Below are 25,500 nucleotides of genomic sequence, written 5' to 3'. Positions count from 1 at the left end.
ACGCGGGAGCGCGCAAGAAAAAAGGCCAACAGCGAACTGTTGACCTTTGTGTATTGGTGGCCAGGGACGGAATCGAACCGCCGACACGGGGATTTTCAGTCCCCTGCTCTACCAACTGAGCTACCTGGCCGTGTTGGCGAGGCGCGCATGATACGGACTAGGGCCGCCTGGCGCAAGCATCTGTATGCGTCCAGCCCCATGCACAAAGATGGCCTGCCAGGTGCCGCGCCGAGGGCAGGTCGTGCGGGCTGCGTCAGTCGGCCAGTCCGCGCAATAGCTCGTTCACGCTGGTTTTGCTGCGGGTTTTTTCATCGACCTGCTTGACGATGACCGCGCAGTACAGGGAGTGGCTGCCATCGCTGGCCGGCAAGGCACCGGATACGACCACGCTATACGGTGGCACCTTGCCGTAGCTCACCTCGCCTGTCATGCGGTTGTAGATCCGTGTACTCTGCCCGAGGAACACGCCCATGCCGATCACGCTGTGGTGCCCCACCACGACGCCTTCCACCACTTCCGAGCGAGCGCCGATGAAGCAGTGATCTTCGATGATGGTGGGATTGGCCTGCAGCGGTTCCAGCACGCCGCCGATCCCGACGCCACCCGACAGGTGGCAGTGCTTGCCGATCTGAGCACAGGAACCGACGGTGGCCCAGGTATCGACCATCGTGCCTTCGCCGACGTAGGCGCCGATATTGACGAAGCTGGGCATCAGCACCACGTCTCGGCCGATATGGCTGCCGGCACGCACGATCGCGCCTGGCACCACACGGGCACCCACGGCACGGAAGGCCTCGGCATCGAACCCTGCAAAGCGCGCCGGCACCTTGTCCCAGAACGGCGCCGGCTGGGCGTCGATCACCTGCATGTCCTGAGTACGGAAATACAGCAGCACCGCTTTTTTGAGCCATTGGTTGACACGCCAGCCGCCTTGGCCATCCGGCTCGGCCACGCGCAACTGGCCGCTCTCCAGCCCGGCGATGGCCTGCTCCACCGCCGGCCGCACCCGGATTTCGATGTCGTCGGGCGTCAGCTCGGCGCGGCGTTCCCAGGCGTCTTCCAGAACGGCGCGCAGGGTCGAGTGGGGTTGATTCATCGTCGATCTCCGTCGAGCACCGCCAGCAAGGCTGCGCGCAAGGCGTCGCGTCGGGCTGGCGACAGGGGTTGGTTGTTGGAATCGCTGACCAGCAGCAGGTCTTCGGCCCGCTCGCCGAAGGTGGCAATGCGTGCGTCATGCACGCGCAGCCCCTGGGCGCGCAGCACATGGGCGACATCCGCCAATAGACCGGAGCGGTCGGTGCAGATCAGGTCGATACGGGTGCCACCGGGCAGGTCGGTGAACTCCAGCTGGGTCGGCACGCGGAAATGGCGCAGATGAGTCGGCTGGCTGCGCCGGGCCGGCCGCAACTGCTCAAGATCCCCCTCCAGCGCCCGCGCCAGGGTCGCCGCCAGCAATGCCGGCTCCGGCGCCTGCCGCTGCTCGGCGGGCAAGACGTGGAAGGTGTCGAAGATGGTGCCGTTGGGGCCATCCAGTGCGCGCGCCTGCAGCACGCTCATGCCCAGGCGGTCGAGGGTGATCACAATGGCGGCAAACAGACCATCGCGATCCGGCATGTGCACCAGGACGTCCAGCCCATCGCGGCCATCGCGGCCAGGCATGGCGCGGGCGGCAACCACGTTCGATCCTGCGGGTGCGGCATGCAGCGCCGTTGCCTGCCAGGCGATCTGGTCGGGACGGCTGCGCAGGAAATTTTCCTCCGGCATGCGGGCAAACAGGGCTTCGATGACCCGTTCCTCATAGCCCTCGGCCAGCAGCAGGGCACGTGCCGCGGCGCGGTTTTCCGCCACCCGTTCGGCCACCGCCACCGGCTGGCCAAGACCACGCCGCAGGGCCAGCCGGGTGGCGGCATGCAGATCCGCCAGCAGGCGATCCTTCCAGCTGTTCCACAGCTTGGGCGAGGTGCCGGCGATATCGGCACAGGTCAGCAGGTAGAGGTGATCCAGACGCTGGCGATCGGCCACTGCGCGGGCAAAGCGCTGGATCACCTCCGGGTCGGTGATGTCCTGTTTTTGTGCCGTCAACGACATCAGCAGATGGTTGCGCACCAGCCATTCCACCAGGTCGGTATCCGCTTCCGACAGACCGTGCGCCTGACAGAACGCACGCGCATCCTGCGCCCCGAGTTCGGAGTGATCGCCTCCGCGCCCTTTGCCGATGTCGTGGAACAGCCCGGCCAGTAGCAGCAGCTCCGGCTTGCGCAACGACGGCCAGACCTGATGCGCCGTCGAAAATCGCGGATCCGCCTGACCGCTGGCAAAGCTCTCGAGATTGCGCAATACCGCCAGGGTGTGCTGGTCCACGGTGAACACGTGGAACAGGTCGAACTGCATGCGTCCGGATACCTGCTGGAATGCCGGAATCCAGCGCCCCAGCACACCGGCACGCGCCATGCGTTCCAGCGTGCGCACCGGCTGCGGCCCGCGCAGCAGGGCCATGAATGCGTCCCGCAAGGCCTGCGGTGCCTGCGTGTAGGCTGGAATCTGCGGCAGCGCCTGGGCCAACTCGCGTGCCGTCTGCGAGTGCAGGCCACGCATGTCGGGATCGGATGCCCAGGCAGCAAACAAGGCAAACACGTGCGCCGCATCCTGCTCCAGCCAGCCGGGCTGGCGCGCCGCCAGATAGCCGCCACGGCGCTCGAAATGGGAGTCGATAGGGGTCACGGTCAGGGTGCCGGCAAAATGCTCCTCGAACCGCTGCAGCAGGCGGTCGCCGATCCGGCGCACCACCGCAGCGCTGCGATAGAAGCCCTGCATCATCTGCTCGACGGCAAGCGCCTGACCGTCATCCCGATACCCCATGCGCGCGGCCAGTGCTTTCTGGTAGTCGAAGCGCAAACGCTCCTCACGCCGCCCGGCCACCAGATGCAGGCCGTAACGCAGCTGGCACAGGGCACGTCGCTCGCGCTCCAGTGCCGCCGCTTCATCCCACCCCAGCCGGCCCAGCTCAATCAACCGGTCCAGCGCGTGCACCCCGAAACTGCGCAGCGCAAGCCAGCCCAGCAGATGCAGGTCACGCAACCCACCTGGGCCATCTTTCAGATTGGGTTCGAGGTTGTCGGAGGTATCGCCAAAGCGGGCATGACGCTGCCGCTGCTCTTCGCACTTGGCCTGAAAATAGGCGTGCGCAGGCCAAACCTTGGTCGGCGCGATGGCCTCGGCCAGAGCGGCGACCTGCCGCGCATCCGCCTGCAGGGCACGCGCCTCGATCAGCGCGGTCAGCACGGTCTGGTCGGCAGCTGCCTCGGTGCATTGGGCAGACGAGCGCACCGCATGGCTGGCCTGCAGCCCGGCATCCCACAGCAGGGCAAACAGCCGGGCCAGGGCCGGTTCAAAGTGGCGCTGGGCGTCCGGTTCGGCCAGCACCAAAAGGTCGATATCGGAATGCGGGAACAGCTCACCCCGGCCATACCCACCGACCGCAAACAGGGCCAGCGGCGCGTCCTCAGGGATGCAGCGCTGCCAGGCCGCGCGTACCCACCGATCGACGGCACGCGCGCGCATGGCCACCAAACGGTCGGCCGGCCGGCCAGCATCGAATCGCCGCGCCAGACGGGCGTCGGTCTCGGCAAGCGCGGTCCGCGCCGTGGCCGCCCAGGCCGCATCGTCCGTCGTCGGCGTGCTCACAGCTCGTTATCGTCCCCCGGCAGGCGGGTGAGGATCTCCACGCCGTCGCGGGTCACGGCCACGGTGTGCTCCCACTGCGCCGACAGCTTGCGGTCCTTGGTGACCACGGTCCAGCCGTCTGGCAACAAACGGGTATGCCGGCTGCCCTCGTTGATCATCGGCTCGATGGTGAAGGTCATCCCTTCCTGGAGCACCAGCCCCTCGCCGGGGCGGCCGTAATGCAGCACCTGCGGGTCATCGTGATAGACCTTGCCGATGCCATGGCCGCAGTACTCCCGCACCACCGAGAAGCGATGCGATTCGGCATAGCTCTGGATGGCATGACCGATATCGCCCAGGGTGGCGCCCGGCCGTACCGCACGGATGCCACGGAACATCGCCTCCCGGGTCACCTCCACCAGCCGCCGCGCCATCACCGACGGGGTACCGACGAAATACATCCGGCTGGTATCGCCATGCCAGCCATCCTTGATGACAGTGACATCGATGTTGAGGATGTCCCCGTCCTTGAGCACCTTGGTCGGGCTGGGGATGCCATGACAGATGACATTATTGACCGAGGTGCAGATGGTCTTGGGGAACCCGCGGTACCCCAGGTTGGCCGGGATCGCGCCCTGCACGTTGACGATGTGATCGTGGCAGATGCGGTCGAGCTCTTCGGTGGTCACGCCCGGTTTGACATAGGGGGCGACCACCTGCAGCACTTCGGCGGCCAGACGGCCAGCCTCGCGCATCTTTTCGATCTCGGCGGGGGTTTTCAGATGGATAGTCATGGCCGGGATTATCCCCCATTTGCTCCGCCCCGGCAGCCACCGCTATACTTCTTCGGCTTTACCGCCGCCACGCCGGGCGACACCGGCGAATTCACACCCACCGGCAATCCCTGCTCCGGGGTGCCCGCGCAAGCGGGTTCGGCAGCAGTGACGGTGGGGAGGCCCAACCCCGGAATCCAGCGCCCACTGCCCTCGGGCTCAGCGCAGCGCCTTCATCACTGGCGTGGATTCCATCACCAAAACGGAGTTTGCAATGCCCCAGATCACCATGCGCCAGATGCTGGAAGCCGGCGTCCACTTCGGACACCAGACCCGCTACTGGAACCCCAAGATGGCACCGTACATCTTCGGTGCCCGCGGCAAGATCCACATCATCAACCTGGAAAAGACCGTGCCGCTGTTCAACGACGCGATGAACTTCATCAGCGGCGTGGCCCAGAAGCGCGGCATCGTGCTGTTCGTCGGCACTAAGCGCAGCGCGCGCGATGTCGTCAAGGAAGAAGCCGAACGCTGCGGCATGCCATACATGACCCAGCGCTGGCTGGGCGGCACCCTGACCAATTTCGCCACCGTCAAGAAGTCGGTGGCCCGCCTGAAGGAGCTGGAAGCCGCCGAGACCGACGGTACCTTCGCCAAGCTGGTCAAGCACGAAGTGATGGCCCTGCGCCGTGAGCGCGAGAAGCTGCAGGCGTCGCTGGGTGGCATCAAGGACATGCAGCGTCTGCCCGACGCGCTGTTCGTGATCGACATCGGCCACGAAGACATCGCCGTCAAGGAAGCCAAGAAGCTCGGCATCCCCGTGGTGGCAGTGGTCGATACCAACTACGACCCGACCCTGGTGGACTACCCGATCCCGGGCAATGACGACGCCATCCGCGCCGTGCAGCTGTACGCCCGCGCCGCTGCCGACGCGGTGCTGGAGGGCAAGGCGGCGGCTCCCAATGCCGCAGTCGTGCGTGAAGAGGAGTTCGTCGAAGTCGTGGACGGTGACGGCGAGGCCGAGGCCAAGCCGGCCCGCCGCAACGGCAAGAAGGGCGCGTAACCGCCCCGTTACAGCATCACGTCAACCTGTACGGCCCGATCCTGACCGGATCTGGCGCCGTGCAAGGCCGGCGGAAGGGCCGGCCGGGCATCCGCCTACCGGCCCTTCATCCACCCCCACTCCGCTGGAGAGGGGTTTTTCCGCATTCATAGCAGAGGCAACCCCATGGCTGAAATCACCGCTTCCCTGGTCAAGGAACTGCGCGAGCGCACCGGCGCCGGGATGATGGAGTGCAAGAAGGCGCTCACCCAGAACAATGGCGACATCGACGCTGCGGCCGAGTGGCTGCGCAAGCAGGGCCTGGCCAAGGCCGACAAGAAATCCAGCCGGGTGGCGGCCGAAGGCCGCATCGCGCTGGCCCAGGACGGCGGCAAGGCCGTTCTGGTGGAAGTCAACTCGGAAACCGACTTCGTCGCCAACGACAGCAACTTCAAGGCGTTCGCCGAGGCTGTCGCGCAGGCGGCCCTGAGCTCTGGCGCCACCGACGTGGACACCCTCAAGGCAGCCCGCGTGGCCAGCGGCGAGACCGTGGAAGAGGCCCGTGCCGCTGCGGTCGCCAAGCTCGGTGAAAACATCCAGGTGCGCCGCATGGTGCGCGTGGACAGCGCCCACACCGTCGGCGCCTACGTGCATGGCGGCAAGATTGGCGTGCTGGTCGAGCTGGCCGGCGGCAACGCCGACCTGGCCCGCGGCCTGGCGATGCACATCGCGGCCATGAACCCGCCCTACAACAAGGCCGCCGATGTGCCGGCCGAGTTCATCGCCAAGGAAAAGGAAATCGAGCTGGCCAAGATGAGCGAAAAGGACAAGGCCAAGCCAGCCGACATCCTGGAAAAGATCATCACCGGCAAGCTCAACAAGATCATCAACGAGGTCACCCTGTACGGCCAGCCCTATGTGCTGGACGGCGACAAGACCGTCGAAGCCGTGGTCAAGGCCGCCGGCGCCGATGTGATCGGCTTCAGCCGGCTGGTGGTGGGCGAAGGCATCGAAAAGGTGCAGGAAGACTACCTGACCGAAGTCGCCAAGGCCATGCAGGTCTGATCCGCCGACAGTATTCGGCCGGTCAACCCTGATCTGTGTCACGAAAACCCGCCGCAAGGCGGGTTTTCGTCCATACGTGTCCGCATTTTTCAATCGCTCGCGCCATACTATCCGGACACCACAGGATGAAGCGCGATGCGACCGGAACTGGAAGCCACCTTACTGCATTGCCGGAATCTGCCGTCACCCCCAGGCGTGGCGCTGCAGATCATCGAACTCGCACAGGACCCCAATGCCAGCCTGGCCGACGCCGCACGGGTGGTGGCCATGGATCCGGCCCTGAGTGCGCGCATCCTGCGCATGGCCAACTCCCCGCTCTACGCCACCCGCCGACGGGCCACTACCCTGGCCCAGGCCATGAGCACACTGGGCGTCAACGCCACCCTCAGTCTGGCGCTAGGGTTTTCGCTCATGCAAGGCCTGCGTGGTCGCGGCAGCGCCATCGAACTGCAGGAACAGCTCTGGAAACGCAGCGTGCTGGCAGCCGTCATCGCCCGCCTGCTCGCCCAGCACGCAGGCACCGGGCGCAGCGACATCGCCCTGCTGGGCGGTTTGCTGCAGGATATCGGCAAGCTGGCGCTGCTGCACGCGCTCTCGGACGGGTATGCCCGCTTGCATGCGCAGGCGATCGGCAACGACGCCCTGCTGGCGCTGGAACGGGCTGCCTATGGCGATGATCACGCCAGCATCGGCGCCTGGCTGGCGCGGCGCTGGAATCTGCCAGCGGTGCTGGTCGAGGCCATTGCCTGCAGCGAAGCCCCAGCCCCCGTGGACGACCCTCTGGCGCGCTGCGTACAGGTGTCCGGCCCCATTGCCGATCTATGGCTAGCCGGCGATGAACCCGACGACCACCTCATCGAGCAGGCCCAGACTTGGCTTGCCACTTGCCCGGCGGACCCCCCGCCCACCCTGGATGTCCTGCTTCCGGAAATTGCCGCCGCGCTACCGGACATCAACGCCATCTTCGACATCCATATCGACAGCCCGACCCATCTGCAGGCGATCGGGGAACATGCGCGCGAGCTGCTGATCCTGCGCAACCTGCGGCAGATCCAAGAAATGGCGCAAGCCCGTGACGACACGCTGGCCCTGCAGGCGCGTATGCGCGAGCTCACCGAGCAGTCCCGGCGCGACCCCCTGACCGGCGTATACAACCGCCTGCACATGCAGGCGCAGCTCGAGCAGGCCTTCAACGATGCCGGTCAGGACCGATTGCTGAGCTTGGCCATGATTGATCTGGACGACTTCAAGCAGATCAACGACCGTCATGGTCATCTGCTGGGCGATCAGGTCTTGCATCAGTTTGCCCAAAGCCTGCACCGCAATCTGCGCGACAGTGATCTCGTGGCCCGCTATGGCGGCGAGGAATTTCTGGTGCTGCTGCCGGATACCGACGAGACCGCTGCCCAACAGGCACTGGAGCGCCTGCTGCAGACCGTGACCCGACTGCCGATGGCCGTGGTTGATGGCCAACCCTTGCATGTCAGCTTTTCGGCCGGTATCGCCACCCACAATGGCAAGGCTGGCGCCTTCCCGAACCTACACGCTCTGATCGAGGCCGCTGACAACGCGCTGTATCGCGCCAAGCACTTGGGTCGCCAGCGGATCTGTCAGCACACGCCCTGAACCTGCGCGTCAGTCGCAGCTTAAGCCTCGCTTTCCGCTAAACTTTGGGGGATTTCTCCCGCTTGAGGCCTGCCATGTCCGAACTCCTCTATCGCCGTGTCCTGCTGAAGCTCTCCGGGGAGGCGCTGATGGGGGAAGAGGACTATGGCATCGACCCCAAAGTGCTGACCCGCATCGCCCGCGAGGTCATGGAAGCCCACGACGCCGGCGCCGAAGTGGCGCTGGTGATTGGCGGCGGCAACATCTTCCGCGGTGCCGGGCTGGCGGCTGGCGGCATGGATCGGGTCACCGGCGACCACATGGGCATGCTGGCCACGGTCATCAATGCACTGGCCATGCAGGACGCATTGGAAAAGCTCGGCGGCAAGTGCCGGGTGATGAGCGCCATCAAGATCAACGACGTCTGCGAGGACTACATCCGCCGGCGCGCCGTGCGCCATCTGGAAAAGGGCCGGATCACCATCTTCGCCGCCGGCACGGGCAACCCCTTCTTCACCACCGACTCTGGCGCTGCACTGCGGGCAATCGAAATCAATGCTGACCTGCTGCTGAAAGCCACCAAGGTGGACGGCGTCTATGACAAAGACCCCAAACAGCATCCTGACGCCGTCAAGCTGGATGAGCTGACGTACGAAGAGGTCATCGCCCGCAACCTGCAGGTCATGGACACCGCCGCGTTTGCGCTGTGTCGCGATGCCCGTCTGCCACTGCGCGTCTTCGACATGGCCCAGCCGGGCGCGCTGCTGCGCATCCTGCATGGCGAAAAGATCGGCACGTTGGTGCGCGCCCGCAACTAAAGCCCACCCCTGCCATGCGGCCCGGTGGCAGCCGCCTGCCGGCTGCATGGATTGCCTATAATCGTGCGTTTGAGACCATTTCCCGGAGCCACGCCGCCATGTTGAACGAGATCAAGAAAGACGCCCAGGCCCGCATGGCCAAGAGCATCGAGGCGTTGCGCCACAACCTGGTCAAGGTGCGCACCGGTCGCGCCTCGACCGGCCTTGTCGATTCGATCAAGGTGATGGCCTATGGCAGCGAAGTGCCGTTGTCGCAGGTCGCAAGCGTCTCCGTGTCGGATGCCCGCTCACTGGTGATCACGCCCTGGGACAAGAGCGTGGTCGGTGCGATCGAGAAAGCCATCCTCGCCTCTGATCTGGGCCTGACCCCGAACACTGCCGGCACCACCATCCGCCTCAATCTGCCCGCACTCACCGAAGAGCGTCGCCGCGAACTGGCCAAGGTCGTCCACGGCGAGGGCGAAGACGCCAAGGTGGCGATTCGCAACATCCGTCGCGATGCCAATCACCACATCAAGGAACTGCTGAAGAGCAAGCAGATCACCGAGGACGAAAGCGCACGCGCCGAAGCCGAGATCCAGAAGATCACTGACGCCGCAATCAAAGACGTGGATGAGGTGGTCAAGGCCAAGGAAGCCGAGCTGATGTCGGTCTAAGCAGCTGATCGTCTGCCTTATGACCTGTCATCAGCGAATGCGGGACATCACCGCATGAATGCACCGGCCCAACCCGCGCCGGTTCCTCGTCACCTGGCCATCATCATGGACGGCAATGGCCGCTGGGCACAGCAGCGCCATCGCCCGCGCCTGGTCGGTCATCGCGCCGGCGCCCGCGCAGTCAGACGCTGCGTGGCGTTCTGCCTGCAACGCGGCATTCAGGCCCTGACCCTGTTTGCCTTCTCCAGCGAAAACTGGAACCGGCCGCAGGAGGAAGTCAGTGGCCTGATGAAGCTGTTCCTCAGGGCACTGGAACGCGAGGTGGACACGCTGCACCAGCAGCAGGTGCAGGTGCGCTTCATCGGGGCGCGTGAACGCTTCGATCCGGCAATCCGCGCCCGGATGCAGGCCGCAGAGGCCCTGACGGCCAGTAACACTCGGCTGGTTCTGTCCATTGCCGCCAGCTACGGCGGTCGTCAGGACATCACCGCGGCGGCACGAGCGCTGGCCGTCGAAGTCGCAGCCGGTCGCCTGCGCCCGGAGCAGATCGACGAGGAACGCCTGGGCGCGCACATGGCGCTGGCCGACCTGCCGGCGCCGGATCTGTTCATCCGCACCGGTGGGGAACTGCGGATCAGTAATTTCCTGCTCTGGCAACTGGCCTATACCGAACTGTGGTTCACCCCGACGCTGTGGCCCGACGTCGATGCGGCCGTCCTGGATCAGGCCCTGGCCGACTATGCCCGCCGGGAACGCCGGTTCGGGCTGACCACCGATCAGATCCGCAGCCTTGCACCGGAGCCGCACCCATGACCCGGACCCGACTGCTTGCCGCGCTGGTCATGGCACCGGTGGCGATTGCCGCCGTTCTCTGGCTGCCGACCGGATGGCTGATGCTGCCCAGCGCCGTGGTCATGCTGCTGGCACTCTGGGAATGGCTGCGCCTGGCCGATGTCGAGGACACCCTGGCGCGCAGCATCCTGCTGGCCTGCAATCTGGCCCTGATGGTGGCACTGGTCTGGGGCTCGCGCTCCCATCACACCAGTGCCTTGCCGCTGTTCCAGCTGGTCGTGGTGCTGGGCGTGCTGTGGTGGCTGCTGGCACTGCTGTGGCTGCGTCATTACGACTTTGCCGCGCGTCATGACGGCAGCGCCCGCATGCTCAAGCTGGCCGCCGGCACGGCGGCGGTCGTCCCCGCCTGGTGTGCGCTGGCATTGATCCACGCCAGCCAGCCCAATGGCCATCGTTGGCTGCTGCTGGCGCTCGGGCTGGTCTGGGCGGCCGACAGCGGGGCGTATTTCACTGGCCGGCGATTCGGCGGACGTTGGTTCGGCGGCCGCCGGCTGGCGCCGCGGATCAGCCCCAACAAGACATGGGAAGGCGTGGTCGGCGGCGTGGTGGCGGCGCTGCTGATCGCCCTGCCCGGCGCGTTGCTGCTGGGAGCAACCCCCGCCCAACTCCCCGGCATCCTGCTGGTATCCGCATTCACCGTGCTGTTTTCGGTGGTGGGCGATCTGCTGGAAAGCCTGCTCAAACGCCACGCCGGGCTGAAGGATTCAGGCGACCTGATTCCTGGCCACGGCGGCATGCTGGATCGGCTGGACAGCGTACTGGCTGCGTTGCCGGTATTCGCGCTTGGCAAGATCTGGCTGGGGTTCTAAGACCATGCAGCAGATTGCCGTCCTGGGTGCCACCGGCTCGATCGGCACCTCCGCGCTGGATGTGATCGCACGTCACCCGCAGGCCATGCGCGCCAGCGTCCTGGCGGCCGGTCGCCAGGTCGATGCCCTGCTTGCGCTGTGCCGGCAGCATCGCCCCGACCATGCGGTGATCGCCGATCCGGCGCTCTACCCGCGCCTGCGCGACGGCTTGCGCGAGGCGGGCCTGCCGACTCAGGCCCATGCCGGCGATGACGCCCTGCAGTCGCTGGTGCATGGTGACGCCTGCCAGACCGTGGTAGCCGCCATCGTGGGGGCCGCCGGGTTGCCCTCCACCCTGGCCGCTGCTCGCGCAGGCAAGCGACTGCTGCTGGCCAATAAGGAATCGCTGGTGCTGGCGGGCGAGCTGCTGATGGGCACGGCGCAGGCCCACGGCGCCCGCATCATTCCGATCGACAGCGAGCACAACGCCATCTTCCAGTGCCTGGCCGACGGCAACCCGCCGGCGCGGATCACGCTGACCGCCTCGGGCGGGCCCTTCCGGGGCTGGACCCGGAACGCCTTGGCGACGGTGACGCCGGCCCAGGCGGTGGCCCATCCGAAATGGTCGATGGGCCCGAAGATCTCGGTCGATTCCGCCACCCTGATGAACAAGGGGCTGGAAGTGATCGAGGCGCATCACCTGTTCTCGCTGCCCGCCAGCGCCATCCGCGTGCTGGTGCATCCGCAGTCGCTGGTGCACTCCCTGGTCGATTTCATCGATGGCAGTACGCTGGCCCAGCTCGGCCTGCCCGACATGCGCACCGCATTGGCGGTCGGCCTGGCCTGGCCGCAGCGGATTCGCTCTGGGGTCGCCGCACTCGACCTGCTCACGCAGGGCGGACGGCTGGAGTTCGAGGCGCCGGATCCGACCGCATTTCCCTGCCTGGATCTTGCGTACGCCGCGCTGCAGGCCGGTGGCACAGCGCCTGCCGTGCTCAACGCCGCCAACGAGCAGGCGGTTTCAGCCTTTCTTCAGGGCCGGATTGGTTTTCTGGACATCCCCGACACTGTCGCCGCGACCCTCGACGCCCTCCCCGTGCAACCCGCCGACTCCCTCGACGCCCTGCTTGCCGCTGATGCTCGCGCCCGTCGCCTGGCGGACACCCACATCACCCGCATTTCCGGAGCCCGTGCATGAGCGGATTGATGGGATCGGTGTGGTGGCTGCTGATCGCCCTCGGCGTGCTGATCACCTTCCACGAATTCGGCCATTTCTGGGTGGCACGTCGCTGCGGCGTCAAGGTGCTGCGGTTCTCGATCGGCTTCGGCCCGCCGCTGTGGCGCTGGCAGGGCCGCGACGGCACCGAATACGTGATCGCCGCCCTGCCGCTGGGCGGCTATGTGCGCATGCTGGACGAGCGCGAAGGCGAGGTGCCGGCACACGAACGTGACCGCGCCTTCAACCGTAAACCGGTCTGGCAGCGCATGGCGATCGTCGCGGCCGGCCCGTTGGCCAACCTGCTGCTGGCCTTCTTGCTGCTGTGGGCGATGCTGGTGCTCGGCCGTCCTGATTACGCGCCGGTGGTGGGCCAGGCCAAGGCCATCGCCGCCGAAGCCGGGCTGCAGCCGGGCGACCGCATCATGCAGGTCGGCGACCGCCAAACGCCCACCTGGAGCGAGCTGCAGATGGCCCTGCTGACCGCCGCACTGGATCGGCAACCGGTCACGCTTGCGATTCAGCGTGAACCCGACCAAACCCTGTCGCGCACCCTGCCGCTGCACCATCTGCCCGCCAACACCAATGAGCTGCAGGCACTGGCCGCCATCGGCCTGATTCCGCGGCACCTCTTGGTGCCGGCCGTGGTCGGCAGCGTGCGTGAAGGGTCGCCGGCCTGGGGCAAACTGGCAGAAGGTGACCGCATCACCGCCATCGACGCGTCTCCGGTGTCCACGTTCGAGGACATCGCCCCGCTGGTGCAGGCATTGGGCATGCGCGGGGGGCCTGGCATGGTCGAAGTCGAACGTGATGGCCAGCGACTGGCGCTAGAGATCACGCCAGAACGCAACCCGGATGGCAAAGGCCAGCCGCAATGGCTGCTAGGCATTACCAGCGCCCCCGCCGGCCCACCGCCCCGCGACGCCGTGCTGCGCTTGCCCCCCCTGGCAGCCGTACCAGCGGCCGCGCGGGAGACCGGCTACCAGGTCAGGCAACTGGTGACCACGCTCACGCACGCCCTGACCGGACACGTCGCGGTGGAGAACACCGTGGCCGGTCCGATCACCATTGCCCGCGCCGCCAATGCCTTCGCCCAGCGCGGTCCGGCCTGGTTCCTGAACTTCCTGGCCCTGCTGTCGGTCAGCCTGGCGCTGCTCAACCTGTTGCCGATTCCCGTCTTGGACGGGGGTCACCTGCTGTATTACCTTATCGAGCTGATCACCCGCCGTCCCCTGGACGAACGGGTGATGGCCGTGGGGCAGTACATCGGGCTTGCGATCATTGCGGGTCTGATGGGACTGGCCTTCTACAACGACATCCTGCACCTGATGTCGTAACCCATGGGCGTTTGGGGCGTTTTCCCAAGCCCACCGACCAGGGATGGTCGGACGCGCAGCAGGCATGCCCGTGCCTGCCGCGCACCGCACAATCCTGGGCCTGGCCCAGCGTTGTGCACGGTCTGGCAACCTCCGCCCGGAGTTGCCCTGGCCATTTTCGAGTTTTTCTGCCGGCCGGCGCTGCTGTCCGCGCACCCACCCCGCCGCACACCTTTGCAGGTGTTCCGGCAGGCCGCCACGCACAACAGGAAGTTCCGCATGCCCCGACCCTTGTCCCGCCGCCTGCTGTCCCTCGCCCTGGCCTCGGCGCTTGCGCTGCCGGCATGGGCACAGACGGCGATCACCCCCTTCACGGTCACCGATATTCGTATCGACGGCCTGCAGCGGATCAACCCCGGCACCGTGCTGACCTACCTGCCGATCGAACGCGGTGACACCGTCGATCAAGGCAAGGCCGCCGAGGCGCTGCGCGCTCTGTACAAGACCGGCTTCTTCCAGGACGTGCGGCTGGCGCACGATGGCGGCATCCTGGTGATCAGCGTGGTCGAACGCCCGGCCATCAACAAGTTGACCATCACCGGCAACAAGGACCTCAAGACCGAGGATCTGCTCAAAGGCCTGAAGGAAATCGGCCTGGCCGAAGGCGAGACCTTCAACCCCCTGGATCTGGATCGGGTGACCCAGGAGCTGACCCGGCAATACAACAACCGCGGCAAATACGGGGTGCAGATCACACCCAGCGTCGAGCGGCTGGATCGCAACCGGATCAACCTGACCCTGACCATCAAGGAAGGCAAGGCGGCCAAGATCCGCCACATCAACCTGATCGGCAACGAATCATTCAGCGACAAGGAGATCACCAAGGACTGGGAATCGCATACCAGCAACTGGCTGAGCTGGTACAAGCGCGATGACCAGTACTCGCGTGAGAAGCTCTCGGGCGACATCGAAAAGCTCAATTCCTGGTATCTAGATCGCGGCTACGTCGATTTCAGTCTGGATTCCACCCAGGTGGCGATCAGCGCCGATCGCAAAGACATGTTCATCACCGCTGGCCTGACCGAAGGCCAGGTGTACACCTTCGCTGATATCACCGTCTCCGGTGACACCGTGCTGCCGAAGGAAGACATCGAAAAGATCGCCGGCATCATCAAGCCGGGCACCACCTTCTCGCGTGCCCTGCTGGAGTACGTCTCCAATGCCATCACCCTGCGGCTGGCCAACATTGGCTATGCCTTCGCCCGGGTCAATCCGGCGCCGGTGATCGACCGCGACAAACGTACCGTCGCGATCGACTTCCAGGTTCAGCCCGGGCCGCGCGTGATGGTCCGCAGGATCGTGTTCAAGGGCAACACCCGCACCGCTGACGTGGTGCTGCGCCGGGAAATGCGCCAATTCGAAGACACCTGGTATTCGCAGGCCGCGATCGACCGCAGCAAGGTGCGTCTGGATCGACTGGGCTATTTCGAGTCGGTGGACGTGGACACCAAGCCAGTCCCCGGCAGCGATGACCAGGTGGACGTGATCTACACCGTCAAGGAAACCACGTCCGGCAGCATCACCGCAGGCATCGGCTACTCCCAGCTGACCGGCATGAACCTGTCGCTGGCACTGTCCGAAAACAACTTCCTGGGAACCGGCAACCGCACTTCGCTGGCCCTGACCCGCAACACTTACCAGAAACGCTACGACTTCTCCTTCGTCAACCCCTATTTCACTGACGATGGCGTCTCGCTGGGCTACAACCTGTGGTGGCGTGAGTTCGATTACTCCAACTTCAACGTCGCCCAGTACTCCAGTAACAGCGGTGCGTTCCAGATTTTCCTGGGTGTGCCGCTGAGCGAAAGCGATTCCGTGTCGCTGATGCTGGGAATCGATTCCAATCAGATCCTGGCCTATCAGGGCACCACCCCACAGCCGCTGGTGGATTACGTGGATGCCGTCGGTCATCGCACTTTCCATTCCTGGCGCGCCCAACTCGGCTGGGGACGCGACACCCGCAACAACTACTTCACGCCGGTGGTCGGCACCACCCAGAACCTGGTGCTGGAAGCCACCCTGCCAGGCTCCACTGTCGAGTACTACAAGCTTAGCTATGACATCGCCAAGTACTGGCCGCTGAGCCAGTCGCTGGTGCTCAAGACCGGGCTCAACCTGGGCTACGGCAATTCGTATGGCAAGTCCTACGTCCGCAATATCTGCTTCACACCGCCAACCCTGGTCGATACCAACAATGACGGCATCGGCGACACCTGGGTGCCAGGCCCGGCTCCCAGCAATCCCTGTCTGAAAACCTCCAGCGATTACGTCAAGACCGTCACCGCCAAGGGCTTGCCGTTCTTTGAGAACTTCTACGCGGGCGGCATTTCCTCCAATGGCCGCGTGCGCGGCTTCATGGACAACACCCTGGGGCCATCGTGGACGTCGACCTACGGCTACAAGCAGCCGCTGGGTGGCTCATTCCTGCTCGCCGGCTCGGTGGAAACGATTTTCCCCAAACTGTTCGACAGCCCGTCGGCTCGGGTATCGGCGTTCTTCGATTTCGGCAACGTGTTCGACGGCTACAACAACTTCCGCGCCAACGATCTGCGTGCATCGGCCGGCGTGGCACTGCTGTGGCGCTCGCCGATGGGGCCGCTGTCGATCAGCTATGCCATACCGATTCGCAAGAAGAACGGCGACCAGATCGAACGACTGCAGTTCAACTTCGGCGGTCAGCTCTAAGCGGGGCATCGGCATGGGGGGAGCCGCCTATTCCGCATCCGGGCTGGCCGAACGGTTTGGTCTGAAACTGCACGGCGAGGATCGCCAGGTGACCGGCGTGGCGACCCTGGCCGATGCCACGCCATCGCAGCTCGCGTTTCTGGCCAACCCGCGTTATCGCAGCCAGCTTGGTCAAACCCAGGCGGGCGTCGTGGTGATGCGGGCCGATGACGCGCATGCGTTTTCCGGTACCGCCTTGCTGGCCCGCGATCCATATGCCGCCTTTGCGAAGATCGCGGCACTGTTCGAGCCCCGCCCGGTGCGTCAGCCGGGTGTCCATGCAAGTGCCGTGATCGCACCCGATGCCGTGATCGACCCCAGCGCCAGCATCGGGCCGCTGGTGAGCGTCGGGGCAGGCAGCCGCATCGAGGCGGGCGCAGTGATCGGCCCAGGCTGTGTGATCGGGGAAGACTGCCACATCGGTCAGGACTGCACGCTGGTCGCCCGGGTCACCCTGGTCACGCGCGTGCGCCTGGGGCGGCGCGTGCTGATCCACCCGGGCGCAGTGCTGGGTGCGGACGGGTTTGGACTGGCCATGGATCAGGGGCACTGGATCAAGGTGCCGCAGCTGGGCGGCGTGGTGGTCGGCGACGATTGCGAAATCGGCGCCAATACCACCATCGATCGCGGTGCGCTGGGCGATACCGTGCTGGAAGAGGACGTGCGCCTGGACAACCAGATCCAGATCGGCCACAACGTGCGCATCGGCGCACATACGGCCATGGCCGGCTGCTCTGCGGTCGCCGGCAGCGCCAAGATCGGCCGGTACTGCCTGGTCGGCGGTGGCGCCGGCATTCTCGGCCACCTGGAAGTCTGCGACCGGGTGACGATCACCGCGATGTCGCTGGTCACCCACTCCATCCGTCAGCCCGGCGAGTATTCTTCCGGCACACCGCTGATGGACAACCGTAGCTGGCGCAAAAGCGCCGCCCGCTTCAAACAACTCGACCGCATTGCCCGACGCTTACCGGGCAGCGGCAAGGACGACGAATGAACGACGCGACTGCATCCGTGCACCTGCCTGTGACAAGCGCCGAAATCGAACAGCTGCTGCCACACCGCTACCCCTTCCTGCTGGTCGACCGGGTGGTCGAGTTCGAGAAAGACAAGCGCGTATTGGCCTACAAGAACGTCAGCTATAACGAGCCGTTCTTCACCGGCCACTTCCCTGGCCACAAGGTGATGCCAGGCGTATTGGTGGTGGAAGCGCTGGCCCAGGCGGGCGGGTTGCTCACCCAACTCTCGCGCGACCCAGGCGCCGGTGAGGGTCAGATTTTCTATCTGGTCAAGGTGGACAACGCCAAGTTCACCCGCATGGTGGTGCCGGGCGACCGGTTGGAGCTGGAGGTGGTGCTCAAGCGCCGCATCCGCAACATGGCCCAATATGCCGGCATTGCCCGTGTGGACGGCGAACAGGCCGCCTGTGCCGAAATCCTGTGCGCAGCTGCTCGCAATTGACCCCAATGACCACCGACCTCATCCATCACACTGCTGTCATCCATCCCGGCGCCCGTCTGGGTGCGGGCGTGGAGGTGGGGGCGTATGCGGTGATCGGCGATGCCGTGGAAATCGGCGACGGCACCCGGATCGGCCCGCACTGCATCATTGAGGGACCGACCCGGATCGGCCGCAACAACCGCATCTATGGCCATGCGGCCATCGGCGGTGAGCCGCAGGACAAGAAATACCGCGGTGAACCGGTGGCGCTGGAGATCGGTGACGGCAACACCATCCGCGAGTTCGTCACCATCAACCGTGGCACCGGCGGCGGCGGTGGCATCACCCGCGTCGGCAGCCGTAACTGGATTCTGGCCTATTGCCACATCGCCCATGACTGCAGCGTCGGCGATGACTGCGTGTTTTCCAACAACGCCACACTCGCCGGCCATGTCACTGTCGGCAACCATGTCATCTTGAGTGGCTTTTCCGGAGTGCACCAGTTCTGCCGGATTGGCGACCACGCGTTCATCGGCATGGGCGCCTTCGTCAACGGCGACGTCCCACCCTACCTGATGGTGGCGCAGGAAAAGTACGCACGACCACGCGGCATCAATATCGAAGGCCTCAAGCGGCGCGGCTTCGATGCCACCCGCATCGCCGCAATCAAGCGCGCCTACCGCGCGCTGTACATGGGCGACGCCAAGCTGGACGATGCCAAGACGCAAATCGCCGAGATCGCCGCGGCCAGCGACGATGTGCGCGCGTTCCTCGAGTTCATCGACGCCGGCGAGCGACCGCTGCTGCGGTGAATGCGATCGACTTCGTCGTGATCGAGACGGGGGCGCACTCCAAGTCACTCCACATCCTTCGCGTTGTGGGAACATGCCTCCGCCTCGGCCGCGATCGGTTTGAAGCACGGGACGCTGTATGACGGTTCGCATTGCCCTTTGCGCTGGCGAAACCTCTGGCGACCAGCTCGGCGCCGGGCTGGTCGAAGCACTGCGCGCGCGCTTCCCCAATGCACAGTTCGCCGGGATCGGCGGCGATGCCATGCGCACCGCAGGCGTAGACACCTGGTGGGACGCCAGCGACCTGGCGGTGATGGGGCTGACCGAGGTCCTGGCGCATCTGCCGCGCTTGCTGAAGCTGCGCAGGACGTTCCGCCAGCGGGTATTGGACTGGCAACCCGATGTGTTTGTCGGCATCGATGCACCCGACTTCAACCTCGGCGTGGAACGCTGGCTGAAACAGCGCGGTGTGCGCACCGTGCACGATGTTAGCCCCTCGGTTTGGGCCTGGCGGGAACACCGCGCAGCGAAGATCGGCGCGAGTGCCGATCGCGTGCTCTGCCTGTTTCCGATGGAGCCACCGATCTACGCAAAGCACGGCGTGGATGCCATATTCATCGGTCACCCGCTGGCCGATGCGATCCCGCTGCACCCGGATCGTGCCGCTGCCCGCGCCGCACTGGGCGAGCCAGAGGATGCCCCGATCCTGGCGCTGCTGCCCGGCAGCCGGCTGGGCGAAATCCGCCGCCTGTTGCCGGTCTTTACTGATGCCGCCCGCCGCCTGGCGACGGACATACCGGGGTTGCGCGTAGTGGTGCCGGCCGCAAATGCGCAGTGTCACGCCGCCATCCATGAATCTCTGGGCGATGCCACCGATATTCGTGTTGTCGCCGGTCAGGCGCAGGCCGCCATGATCGCCAGCGATGTGGTGCTGCTGGCCTCTGGCACGGCCGCACTGGAAGCCATGCTGTGCAAGCGGCCGATGGTGGTTGGCCACCGGATTGCCCCGCTCACCTACCGCATCGTCCAACTGTTCGGCCTGCTGAAGTCCGCCCACGTCAGCCTGCCCAATGTACTGGCCGGCGAGGCACTCATCCCCGAGCTGCTGCAGGACGACTGCACGCCGGACAAGCTGCACGCCGAGCTGCTGCGGTGGTTCCGCGATGCCGACGCGGTGGCCGCACTGCAGCCCCGCTTTCTGGCCTTGCACGAAATCCTGCGCCGCGACGCCTCCCAGCGCGCCGCCGACGCCATCGCCGAGGTGCTGCAATCGCGATGAGTCTGCGTATCGCCGGAATCGACGAAGCCGGACGCGGCCCCCTGGCAGGCCCGCTGGTGGTGGCGGCGGTGGTGTTCCCGCCGGGCCGCTGCCCGGTCAATGGCCTGGACGACTCCAAGGCCCTGACCGAACGCATGCGCGAACAGCTCTATCCACGCATCATCGAGCGTGCACTGGCGTGGAAGATCGTGTTCATCGAGGCCGATGAGATTGACCGTCGCAATATCTTCCAGGCCACCATGCACGGCATGCGCGAGGCCCTACTGGGCGTGGCACATGCCGCCGACTGTGCGCGCATCGATGGCAACCGCTTGCCGCAGGATCTCCCCTGCCCAGCCGAGGCCTGGGTCGGCGGCGATGCCCGTGATCGCAGCATCATGGCCGCCTCGATCCTGGCCAAGGTTGCCCGCGACCGGCGCATGCGGGAGCTCCACGATGTCTACCCGCAGTACGGCTTCGACCGCCACAAGGGGTACCCCAGCCCGGCCCATCTGGACGCACTGCGCCGCTACGGGCCCAGCCCGCAGCATCGGCGCAGCTTCGCGCCAGTCCGCGCCGCGCTGGCGCAGGTGCCGATACAGACATTACTCCCCGGTATTCCTGCCGGCTGAGCCGACAGCGTTGCAGCGATCTGTCAAGACCTTGCCGGAGCTGGCCCACCGGCCTACCCTGCAAGTTCACCACGCGGCCACGCGATGCCTGTACGTTTCGTTCACCTGCACCTGCACACCGAGTTCTCGCTCGTGGATTCCACCATCCGCGTGCCCGAGAAACCTGACTATGCGCGCCCGGAAAAGGCGGGCGACCGTCCCAACTTGCTCAGCCGCGCGCTGGAGCTTGGGCTGCCGGCGCTGGCTGTGACCGATCGCAACAACCTGTTCGCCTTGGTGAAGTTCTACAAGGCAGCGGAAAGCGTGGGCATCAAGCCCATCGCCGGCAGCGACGTGATGATCGCCGACGGCGGCGACGCCCCCTCGCTGCTCACCCTGCTCTGCCGTGACCGCACCGGCTATCTGAGCCTGTCGCGTCTGCTCAGCCGGGCCTGGCTGGAAGGCCACCGCGGTGATGGCGTTGCCATCGAACCGGAATGGCTGCGCGAAGAACATGCCGGCCTGTTCGCACTTGCGGGTCGCCAGAGCCTGGCCGGGCGACTGGCGCTGGCCGGCCGTCACGATCTGGCCCTGGCCCAGCTGCGCGCCTGGCGCGATGTGTTCGGCGAAGACCTGCATCTGGAGCTGACCCGCACCGGCCGTGAGGGCGAGGAGGCGTTCAACCGGTTTGCCTTGCACGCCGCCGCGTCCCTGGGCCTGCCGGTCGTCGCCAGCAATGACGTGCGCTTTCTCGATGCTGCCGGCTTCGAGGCACACGAAGCGCGGGTGTGCATCGCCAGTGGCCGCATCCTGAACGATCCACGCCGACCGCGTGAGTACAGCCGCGAGCAGTACCTGAAATCCACCGAGGCGATGGTCGAGCTGTTCGCCGACGTGCCTGACGCGCTCGACAACACCGTGGCATTGGCGCAGCGCTGCAATATCGAACTCCGGCTGGGCACTTACTTCCTGCCGGCCTACCCGGTGCCCTCCGACGAGACCCTGGACAGCTGGATCCGCAAGCAGGCGAAAGAGGGGCTGGACGCACGCCTGGCCCGGCATCCGCTGGCGCCCGGCAAGACTCGCGCCGATTACGACGCCCGCCTGGAGTTCGAGCTGGACACCATCTGCAAGATGGGCTTCTCCGGCTACTTCCTGATCGTGGCCGACTTCATCCAGTGGGGGAAATCACAGGGCATCCCGATCGGCCCTGGCCGTGGCTCCGGCGCCGGCTCGCTGGTGGCCTGGGCGCTGCAGATCACCGATCTCGACCCGCTGCCCTACAACCTGCTGTTCGAGCGCTTCCTCAACCCGGAACGCGTGTCGATGCCGGACTTCGACATCGACTTCTGCATGGATCGGCGCGACGAGGTGATCGAATACGTCGCCCGCAAATATGGCCGCGACCGCGTCAGCCAGATCATCACCTACGGCACGATGGCCGCCAAAGCGGTGCTGCGCGACGCCGGGCGCGTGCTGGGGCTGAGCTACGGCATGGTGGACGGTGTCGCCAAGCTGGTGCCCAACATCTTGGGCATCAGCCTCAAGGACGCCCTAGGCCGCGGCAAAGGCGGACGCGAAAGCGAAATGGCCTCGCCGGAGCTGATCCAGCGCTACGAAACCGAAGACGAGGTGCGTGACCTGGTCGATCTGGCGCTGCAACTGGAAGACCTCACCCGCAACGCCGGCAAGCACGCTGGCGGCGTGGTGATCGCGCCCTCGCCGCTGACCGACTTCTGCCCGCTGTTTGCCGAACACGATCACGGCACGCTCGGCAAGAACCCGGTCACCCAGTTTGACAAGGACGACGTGGAAGCGGTGGGGCTGGTCAAGTTCGACTTCCTCGGCCTGCGCACACTCACCATCATCGACTGGGCAGTCAAGGCCATCAACGCACGGCGTGCACGTGAAGGCGCCGAGCCGATCGACATCAGCGCTATCCCGCTGGACGATGCCAGCGTCTATCGCGACATCTTCGCCAGCGGCAATACCGGCTCGGTGTTCCAGTTCGAATCCGCCGGCATGCGGCGCGCGTTGAAGGATGCCAAGCCTGACCGGTTCGAAGATCTGATCGCCCTGAATGCGCTATACCGCCCGGGGCCGATGGAAATGATCCCCTCGTTCGTGGCTCGTAAACACGGGCGCGAAGAGTTCGAGTACCCCGATCCGCGCACCCGGGACATGCTCCAGGAGACCTACGGCATCATGGTCTACCAGGAGCAGGTGATGCAGATGGCACAGATCGTCGGCGGTTACTCGCTGGGCGGCGCCGACCTGCTGCGCCGGGCGATGGGCAAGAAGATTCCGGCGGAAATGGCCAAACACCGCCAGATGTTCCGCGAAGGCGCCGCCAAGAATGGCGTGGATGAGCGCAAGGCGGATGAAATCTTCGACCTGATGGAGAAGTTCGCCGGCTACGGCTTCAACAAGTCGCATGCCGCTGCCTACTCGCTGGTCGCCTACCAGACCGCGTGGCTGAAAAAACATTACCCAGCCGAGTTCATGGCCGCCACGTTGTCCAGCGACATGGACAAGACCGACAAGGTGGTGGGCTTTCTGGAGGAAGCGCGCAATCTGGGTCTGACCATCCTGCCGCCGGACGTCAATGCCTCCGGCTACCGGTTTACCGCCATCGACGCCACCACCCTGCGCTACGGGCTGGGCGCAGTGAAAGGCGTCGGCCAGGGGGTGTGCGAGGCCATCGAAACAGCCCGCCAGGCGGGCGGCCCGTTCCGCGACCTGCTCGACTTCTGCCAGCGGGTCTCTGCCGCCGGCCTCAACCGCCGCACGCTGGAAGCGCTGATTCACGCTGGCGCGATGGACGGCCTGGCGGTCAACCGAGCCTCGCTGATGCTGCAACTGCCGGAAGTGCTCAAAGCCACCGAGCAGATCGCCCGCAACCGCGAATCCGGGCTGTTTGACATGTTCGGTGGGGGCGGCGACATCCGGGTGGACTTGCCTGTGACCTCGGAGTGGCCCTTGTCACGCCGGCTGCAAGGCGAACGCGAAACGCTGGGGCTCTACCTCAGCGGGCACCCGATGGATCCTTACCGCGAGGACGTGGTCAGGCTGGTCGGCCACGACCTGTCGATGCTGCAAACCCTGTGGGAACGCGGCGCAACACCAGCACGCGGCGGTCAGGAGGGCGGCCGCGGCGGCTACCGGCCTGGCGTGCCGACCGTGGTTGCCGGGCTGGTCACGGCTATCCGTAAGCGCGGCGACGGGCAGGCGTTCGTGCAACTGGAAGACGGTCGCGGCCGGATCGAATGCGGTTTCTTCGGCGACCAGTGGAGCGAGATCGCCCCGCTGCTTACCCGTGACCGCCTGCTGATAGTCGAAGGCCAGCTGCGCGAGGACGAGTTCAACGGCGGCTTCTCGCTCCGCGCCAACCGTTGCTGGGACTATGCCGAGCTATGCCGCCATCAGGCCCAGCGCATCTCGCTGCGGATCGACCTGCGCGCAAGTGGTGCGCTTGCCCAGCTTGAAGCCCTGCTGGCCGCGCATTCCGGCCCGATTCCGCTGCTGCTGGAGGCCACGACCGCCGCTGGTCGCGGCCGCCTGCTCTTCAATGATGGACGCGGCCTGCAGATGTCGCCCGATCTTCCCGCCCTGCTGCGCAGCCTGCCAGGTGTCAGTGCGGTCAGCGTGCAGATGGCGCGCCCCTGGGCAGGCACTGCCTGATTGCGTGCGCACTCCACCAGACGTCTCGGTACGGTATCGGCCGGTGCGCTAAACTCGCCCGGATGAACCCGAACTATCTCGACTTCGAGCAGCCCATCGCCGATCTGGAAGCCAAAATCCAGGCCCTGCGCCAGGCCAGCCAGGCGCCCGGGCTGGACATCGACGGCGAAGTGCGCGCCTTGCAGGAAAAGCTGCGCAAGCGCACCGCGGCCATCTTCCGCGACCTCACCCCGTGGCAGGTCTCGCAGCTGGCCCGGCACCCGCAGCGCCCTTACACCCTGGACTACATCAAGGTGATGTGCGAGGAGTTCCAGGAACTGGCCGGCGACCGCGCCTTTGCTGATGATCCCGCCATCGTCGGCGGGCTGGCCCGCATTGATGGACAGGCGGTCCTGGTGGTCGGCCATGAAAAAGGCCGCGACACCAAAACCAAGGTCCGGCGCAACTTCGGCATGCCCAAGCCGGAGGGCTACCGCAAGGCGCTGCGGCTGTTCAAGCTGGCCGAGCGCTTCGGCCTGCCGATTCTCACCTTCATCGACACCCCGGGCGCCTGGCCCGGCATCGATGCCGAAGAACGCGGCCAATCCGAGGCGATCGCCCGCAACCTGCTGGAAATGGCCGAACTGCGCGTACCAATCGTATGCACGGTGATCGGCGAAGGCGGCAGCGGCGGCGCGCTGGCCATCGGCGTCGGCGATCGCACCCTGATGCTGGAATACAGCACCTATTCGGTCATCAGCCCGGAAGGCTGCGCCTCGATCCTCTGGCGCGATGCCGCCAAAGCCAAGGACGCGGCCGAACAGCTTGGCCTGACCGCCCGCCGGCTGAAAGAATTGGGTCTGATCGACAAAGTCGTGCGCGAACCGATCGGCGGTGCCCACCGCAACCCGGTACAGATGGCCAAGCGTCTGAAAGCGGTGCTGCTCAACGAACTCAATGCCCTGCAGAACGTGCCCATCGACACCTTGCTGCAACGCCGCTACCAGCGCCTGCGCAGCTATGGTGCCTACGAGAAGCATTGAAGAAGGCAGTCAAGTTCCGGACACGTCCACCCTGGGCCTGCTCGCACAGGCCGTGACCCACGGATGCGACATACGCGAACGCAATCGCCTGCGCGATGGTTTCGCGGCCCCACCATCCCCGT

At 65.7% G+C, this 25,500-nt stretch carries 19 protein-coding genes, 1 tRNA gene and 1 pseudogene; 17 read left to right on the top strand and 4 right to left on the bottom strand.

Translation table 11 applies throughout. From position 1 onward, the window contains the following. Positions 1 to 54: 54 nt before the first annotated feature. The 4 genes from BUA29_RS04415 to map all read right to left on the bottom strand — a co-directional run bounded on the left by BUA29_RS04415 (position 55) and on the right by map (position 4,457). Positions 55 to 130, bottom strand: a tRNA-Phe gene (locus tag BUA29_RS04415). 123 nt (positions 131 to 253) lie between these two features. Continuing rightward, complete coding sequence (dapD, locus tag BUA29_RS04410; RefSeq protein ID WP_072755415.1) at positions 254 to 1,096, bottom strand: 2,3,4,5-tetrahydropyridine-2,6-dicarboxylate N-succinyltransferase; 843 nt, start codon at positions 1,094 to 1,096, stop codon at positions 254 to 256. Further along, on the bottom strand, positions 1,093 to 3,684 hold the full coding sequence (glnD, locus tag BUA29_RS04405) for a [protein-PII] uridylyltransferase (RefSeq protein ID WP_072755414.1): 2,592 nt from the start codon (positions 3,682 to 3,684) through the stop codon (positions 1,093 to 1,095). The genes dapD and glnD overlap by 4 nt, the downstream gene beginning before the upstream one ends. After that, positions 3,681 to 4,457, bottom strand: a complete 777-nt coding sequence (gene map / locus BUA29_RS04400; RefSeq protein WP_072755413.1) for a type I methionyl aminopeptidase — start codon at positions 4,455 to 4,457, stop codon at positions 3,681 to 3,683. Before map ends, glnD begins: the two co-directional genes overlap by 4 nt. A gap of 253 nt (positions 4,458 to 4,710) precedes the next feature. Here map and rpsB point away from each other — a divergent pair, with 253 nt between their 5' ends. The 17 genes and pseudogenes from rpsB (at position 4,711) to BUA29_RS04315 (ending at position 25,378) form a co-directional block, all read left to right on the top strand. Next, a complete protein-coding gene (rpsB, locus tag BUA29_RS04395; protein ID WP_072755433.1) occupies positions 4,711 to 5,499 on the top strand; it encodes a 30S ribosomal protein S2 in 789 nt (262 codons plus the stop codon). A gap of 144 nt (positions 5,500 to 5,643) precedes the next feature. Continuing rightward, a complete protein-coding gene (gene tsf, locus BUA29_RS04390) occupies positions 5,644 to 6,543 on the top strand; it encodes a translation elongation factor Ts (RefSeq protein ID WP_483887630.1) in 900 nt (299 codons plus the stop codon). Positions 6,544 to 6,678: 135 nt separating this feature from the next. Beyond that, on the top strand, positions 6,679 to 8,169 hold the full coding sequence (locus BUA29_RS04385; protein ID WP_072755411.1) for a GGDEF domain-containing protein: 1,491 nt from the start codon (positions 6,679 to 6,681) through the stop codon (positions 8,167 to 8,169). A gap of 74 nt (positions 8,170 to 8,243) precedes the next feature. After that, the gene (gene pyrH, locus BUA29_RS04380; RefSeq protein WP_072755410.1) at positions 8,244 to 8,966 is read left to right on the top strand and encodes a UMP kinase; all 723 of its coding nucleotides are present in this window, start codon (positions 8,244 to 8,246) and stop codon (positions 8,964 to 8,966) included. Between the two features lie 98 nt (positions 8,967 to 9,064). Further along, positions 9,065 to 9,622, top strand: coding sequence for a ribosome recycling factor (gene frr, locus BUA29_RS04375; RefSeq protein ID WP_072755432.1), 558 nt, complete (start codon positions 9,065 to 9,067; stop codon positions 9,620 to 9,622). Between the two features lie 54 nt (positions 9,623 to 9,676). Beyond that, entirely contained in the window at positions 9,677 to 10,435 is a 759-nt protein-coding gene (uppS, locus tag BUA29_RS04370; RefSeq protein ID WP_072755409.1) for a polyprenyl diphosphate synthase, read from the top strand. Beyond that, complete coding sequence (locus BUA29_RS04365; protein ID WP_072755408.1) at positions 10,432 to 11,283, top strand: phosphatidate cytidylyltransferase; 852 nt, start codon at positions 10,432 to 10,434, stop codon at positions 11,281 to 11,283. The genes uppS and BUA29_RS04365 overlap by 4 nt, the downstream gene beginning before the upstream one ends. A 4-nt stretch (positions 11,284 to 11,287) precedes the next feature. After that, positions 11,288 to 12,460, top strand: coding sequence for a 1-deoxy-D-xylulose-5-phosphate reductoisomerase (locus BUA29_RS04360; RefSeq protein ID WP_072755407.1), 1,173 nt, complete (start codon positions 11,288 to 11,290; stop codon positions 12,458 to 12,460). Next, complete coding sequence (gene rseP, locus BUA29_RS04355; protein WP_072755406.1) at positions 12,457 to 13,815, top strand: RIP metalloprotease RseP; 1,359 nt, start codon at positions 12,457 to 12,459, stop codon at positions 13,813 to 13,815. The genes BUA29_RS04360 and rseP overlap by 4 nt, the downstream gene beginning before the upstream one ends. 258 nt (positions 13,816 to 14,073) lie before the next feature. Beyond that, the gene (bamA, locus tag BUA29_RS04350; RefSeq protein WP_072755431.1) at positions 14,074 to 16,539 is read left to right on the top strand and encodes an outer membrane protein assembly factor BamA; all 2,466 of its coding nucleotides are present in this window, start codon (positions 14,074 to 14,076) and stop codon (positions 16,537 to 16,539) included. A 13-nt stretch (positions 16,540 to 16,552) separates the two neighbouring features. Continuing rightward, positions 16,553 to 17,572 carry a UDP-3-O-(3-hydroxymyristoyl)glucosamine N-acyltransferase gene (lpxD, locus tag BUA29_RS04345; RefSeq protein ID WP_072755405.1) on the top strand — a complete coding sequence of 340 codons (1,020 nt, stop codon included), beginning with the start codon at positions 16,553 to 16,555 and terminating at the stop codon, positions 17,570 to 17,572. Next, on the top strand, positions 17,569 to 18,036 hold the full coding sequence (gene fabZ / locus BUA29_RS04340) for a 3-hydroxyacyl-ACP dehydratase FabZ (RefSeq protein WP_072755404.1): 468 nt from the start codon (positions 17,569 to 17,571) through the stop codon (positions 18,034 to 18,036). The genes lpxD and fabZ overlap by 4 nt, the downstream gene beginning before the upstream one ends. Before the next feature lie 5 nt (positions 18,037 to 18,041). Next, on the top strand, positions 18,042 to 18,827 hold the full coding sequence (gene lpxA, locus BUA29_RS04335) for an acyl-ACP--UDP-N-acetylglucosamine O-acyltransferase (RefSeq protein WP_072755403.1): 786 nt from the start codon (positions 18,042 to 18,044) through the stop codon (positions 18,825 to 18,827). A 127-nt stretch (positions 18,828 to 18,954) separates the two neighbouring features. Beyond that, positions 18,955 to 20,085 (top strand): annotated as a pseudogene (gene lpxB / locus BUA29_RS04330) (lipid-A-disaccharide synthase); the annotation flags it as partial. Next, positions 20,082 to 20,696 carry a ribonuclease HII gene (locus BUA29_RS04325; RefSeq protein WP_072755402.1) on the top strand — a complete coding sequence of 205 codons (615 nt, stop codon included), beginning with the start codon at positions 20,082 to 20,084 and terminating at the stop codon, positions 20,694 to 20,696. The pseudogene lpxB and the gene BUA29_RS04325, both read left to right, overlap by 4 nt. An 84-nt stretch (positions 20,697 to 20,780) precedes the next feature. Beyond that, positions 20,781 to 24,356, top strand: a complete 3,576-nt coding sequence (dnaE, locus tag BUA29_RS04320; RefSeq protein ID WP_072755401.1) for a DNA polymerase III subunit alpha — start codon at positions 20,781 to 20,783, stop codon at positions 24,354 to 24,356. Positions 24,357 to 24,418: 62 nt separating this feature from the next. After that, entirely contained in the window at positions 24,419 to 25,378 is a 960-nt protein-coding gene (locus tag BUA29_RS04315; protein ID WP_072755400.1) for an acetyl-CoA carboxylase carboxyltransferase subunit alpha, read from the top strand. The last annotated feature ends 122 nt before the right edge of the window (positions 25,379 to 25,500 follow it).

The organism is Thermomonas hydrothermalis, from assembly GCF_900129205.1.
GTDB lineage: Bacteria > Pseudomonadota > Gammaproteobacteria > Xanthomonadales > Xanthomonadaceae > Thermomonas > Thermomonas hydrothermalis.
This window is presented reverse-complemented; position numbering and strand designations above follow the sequence as displayed.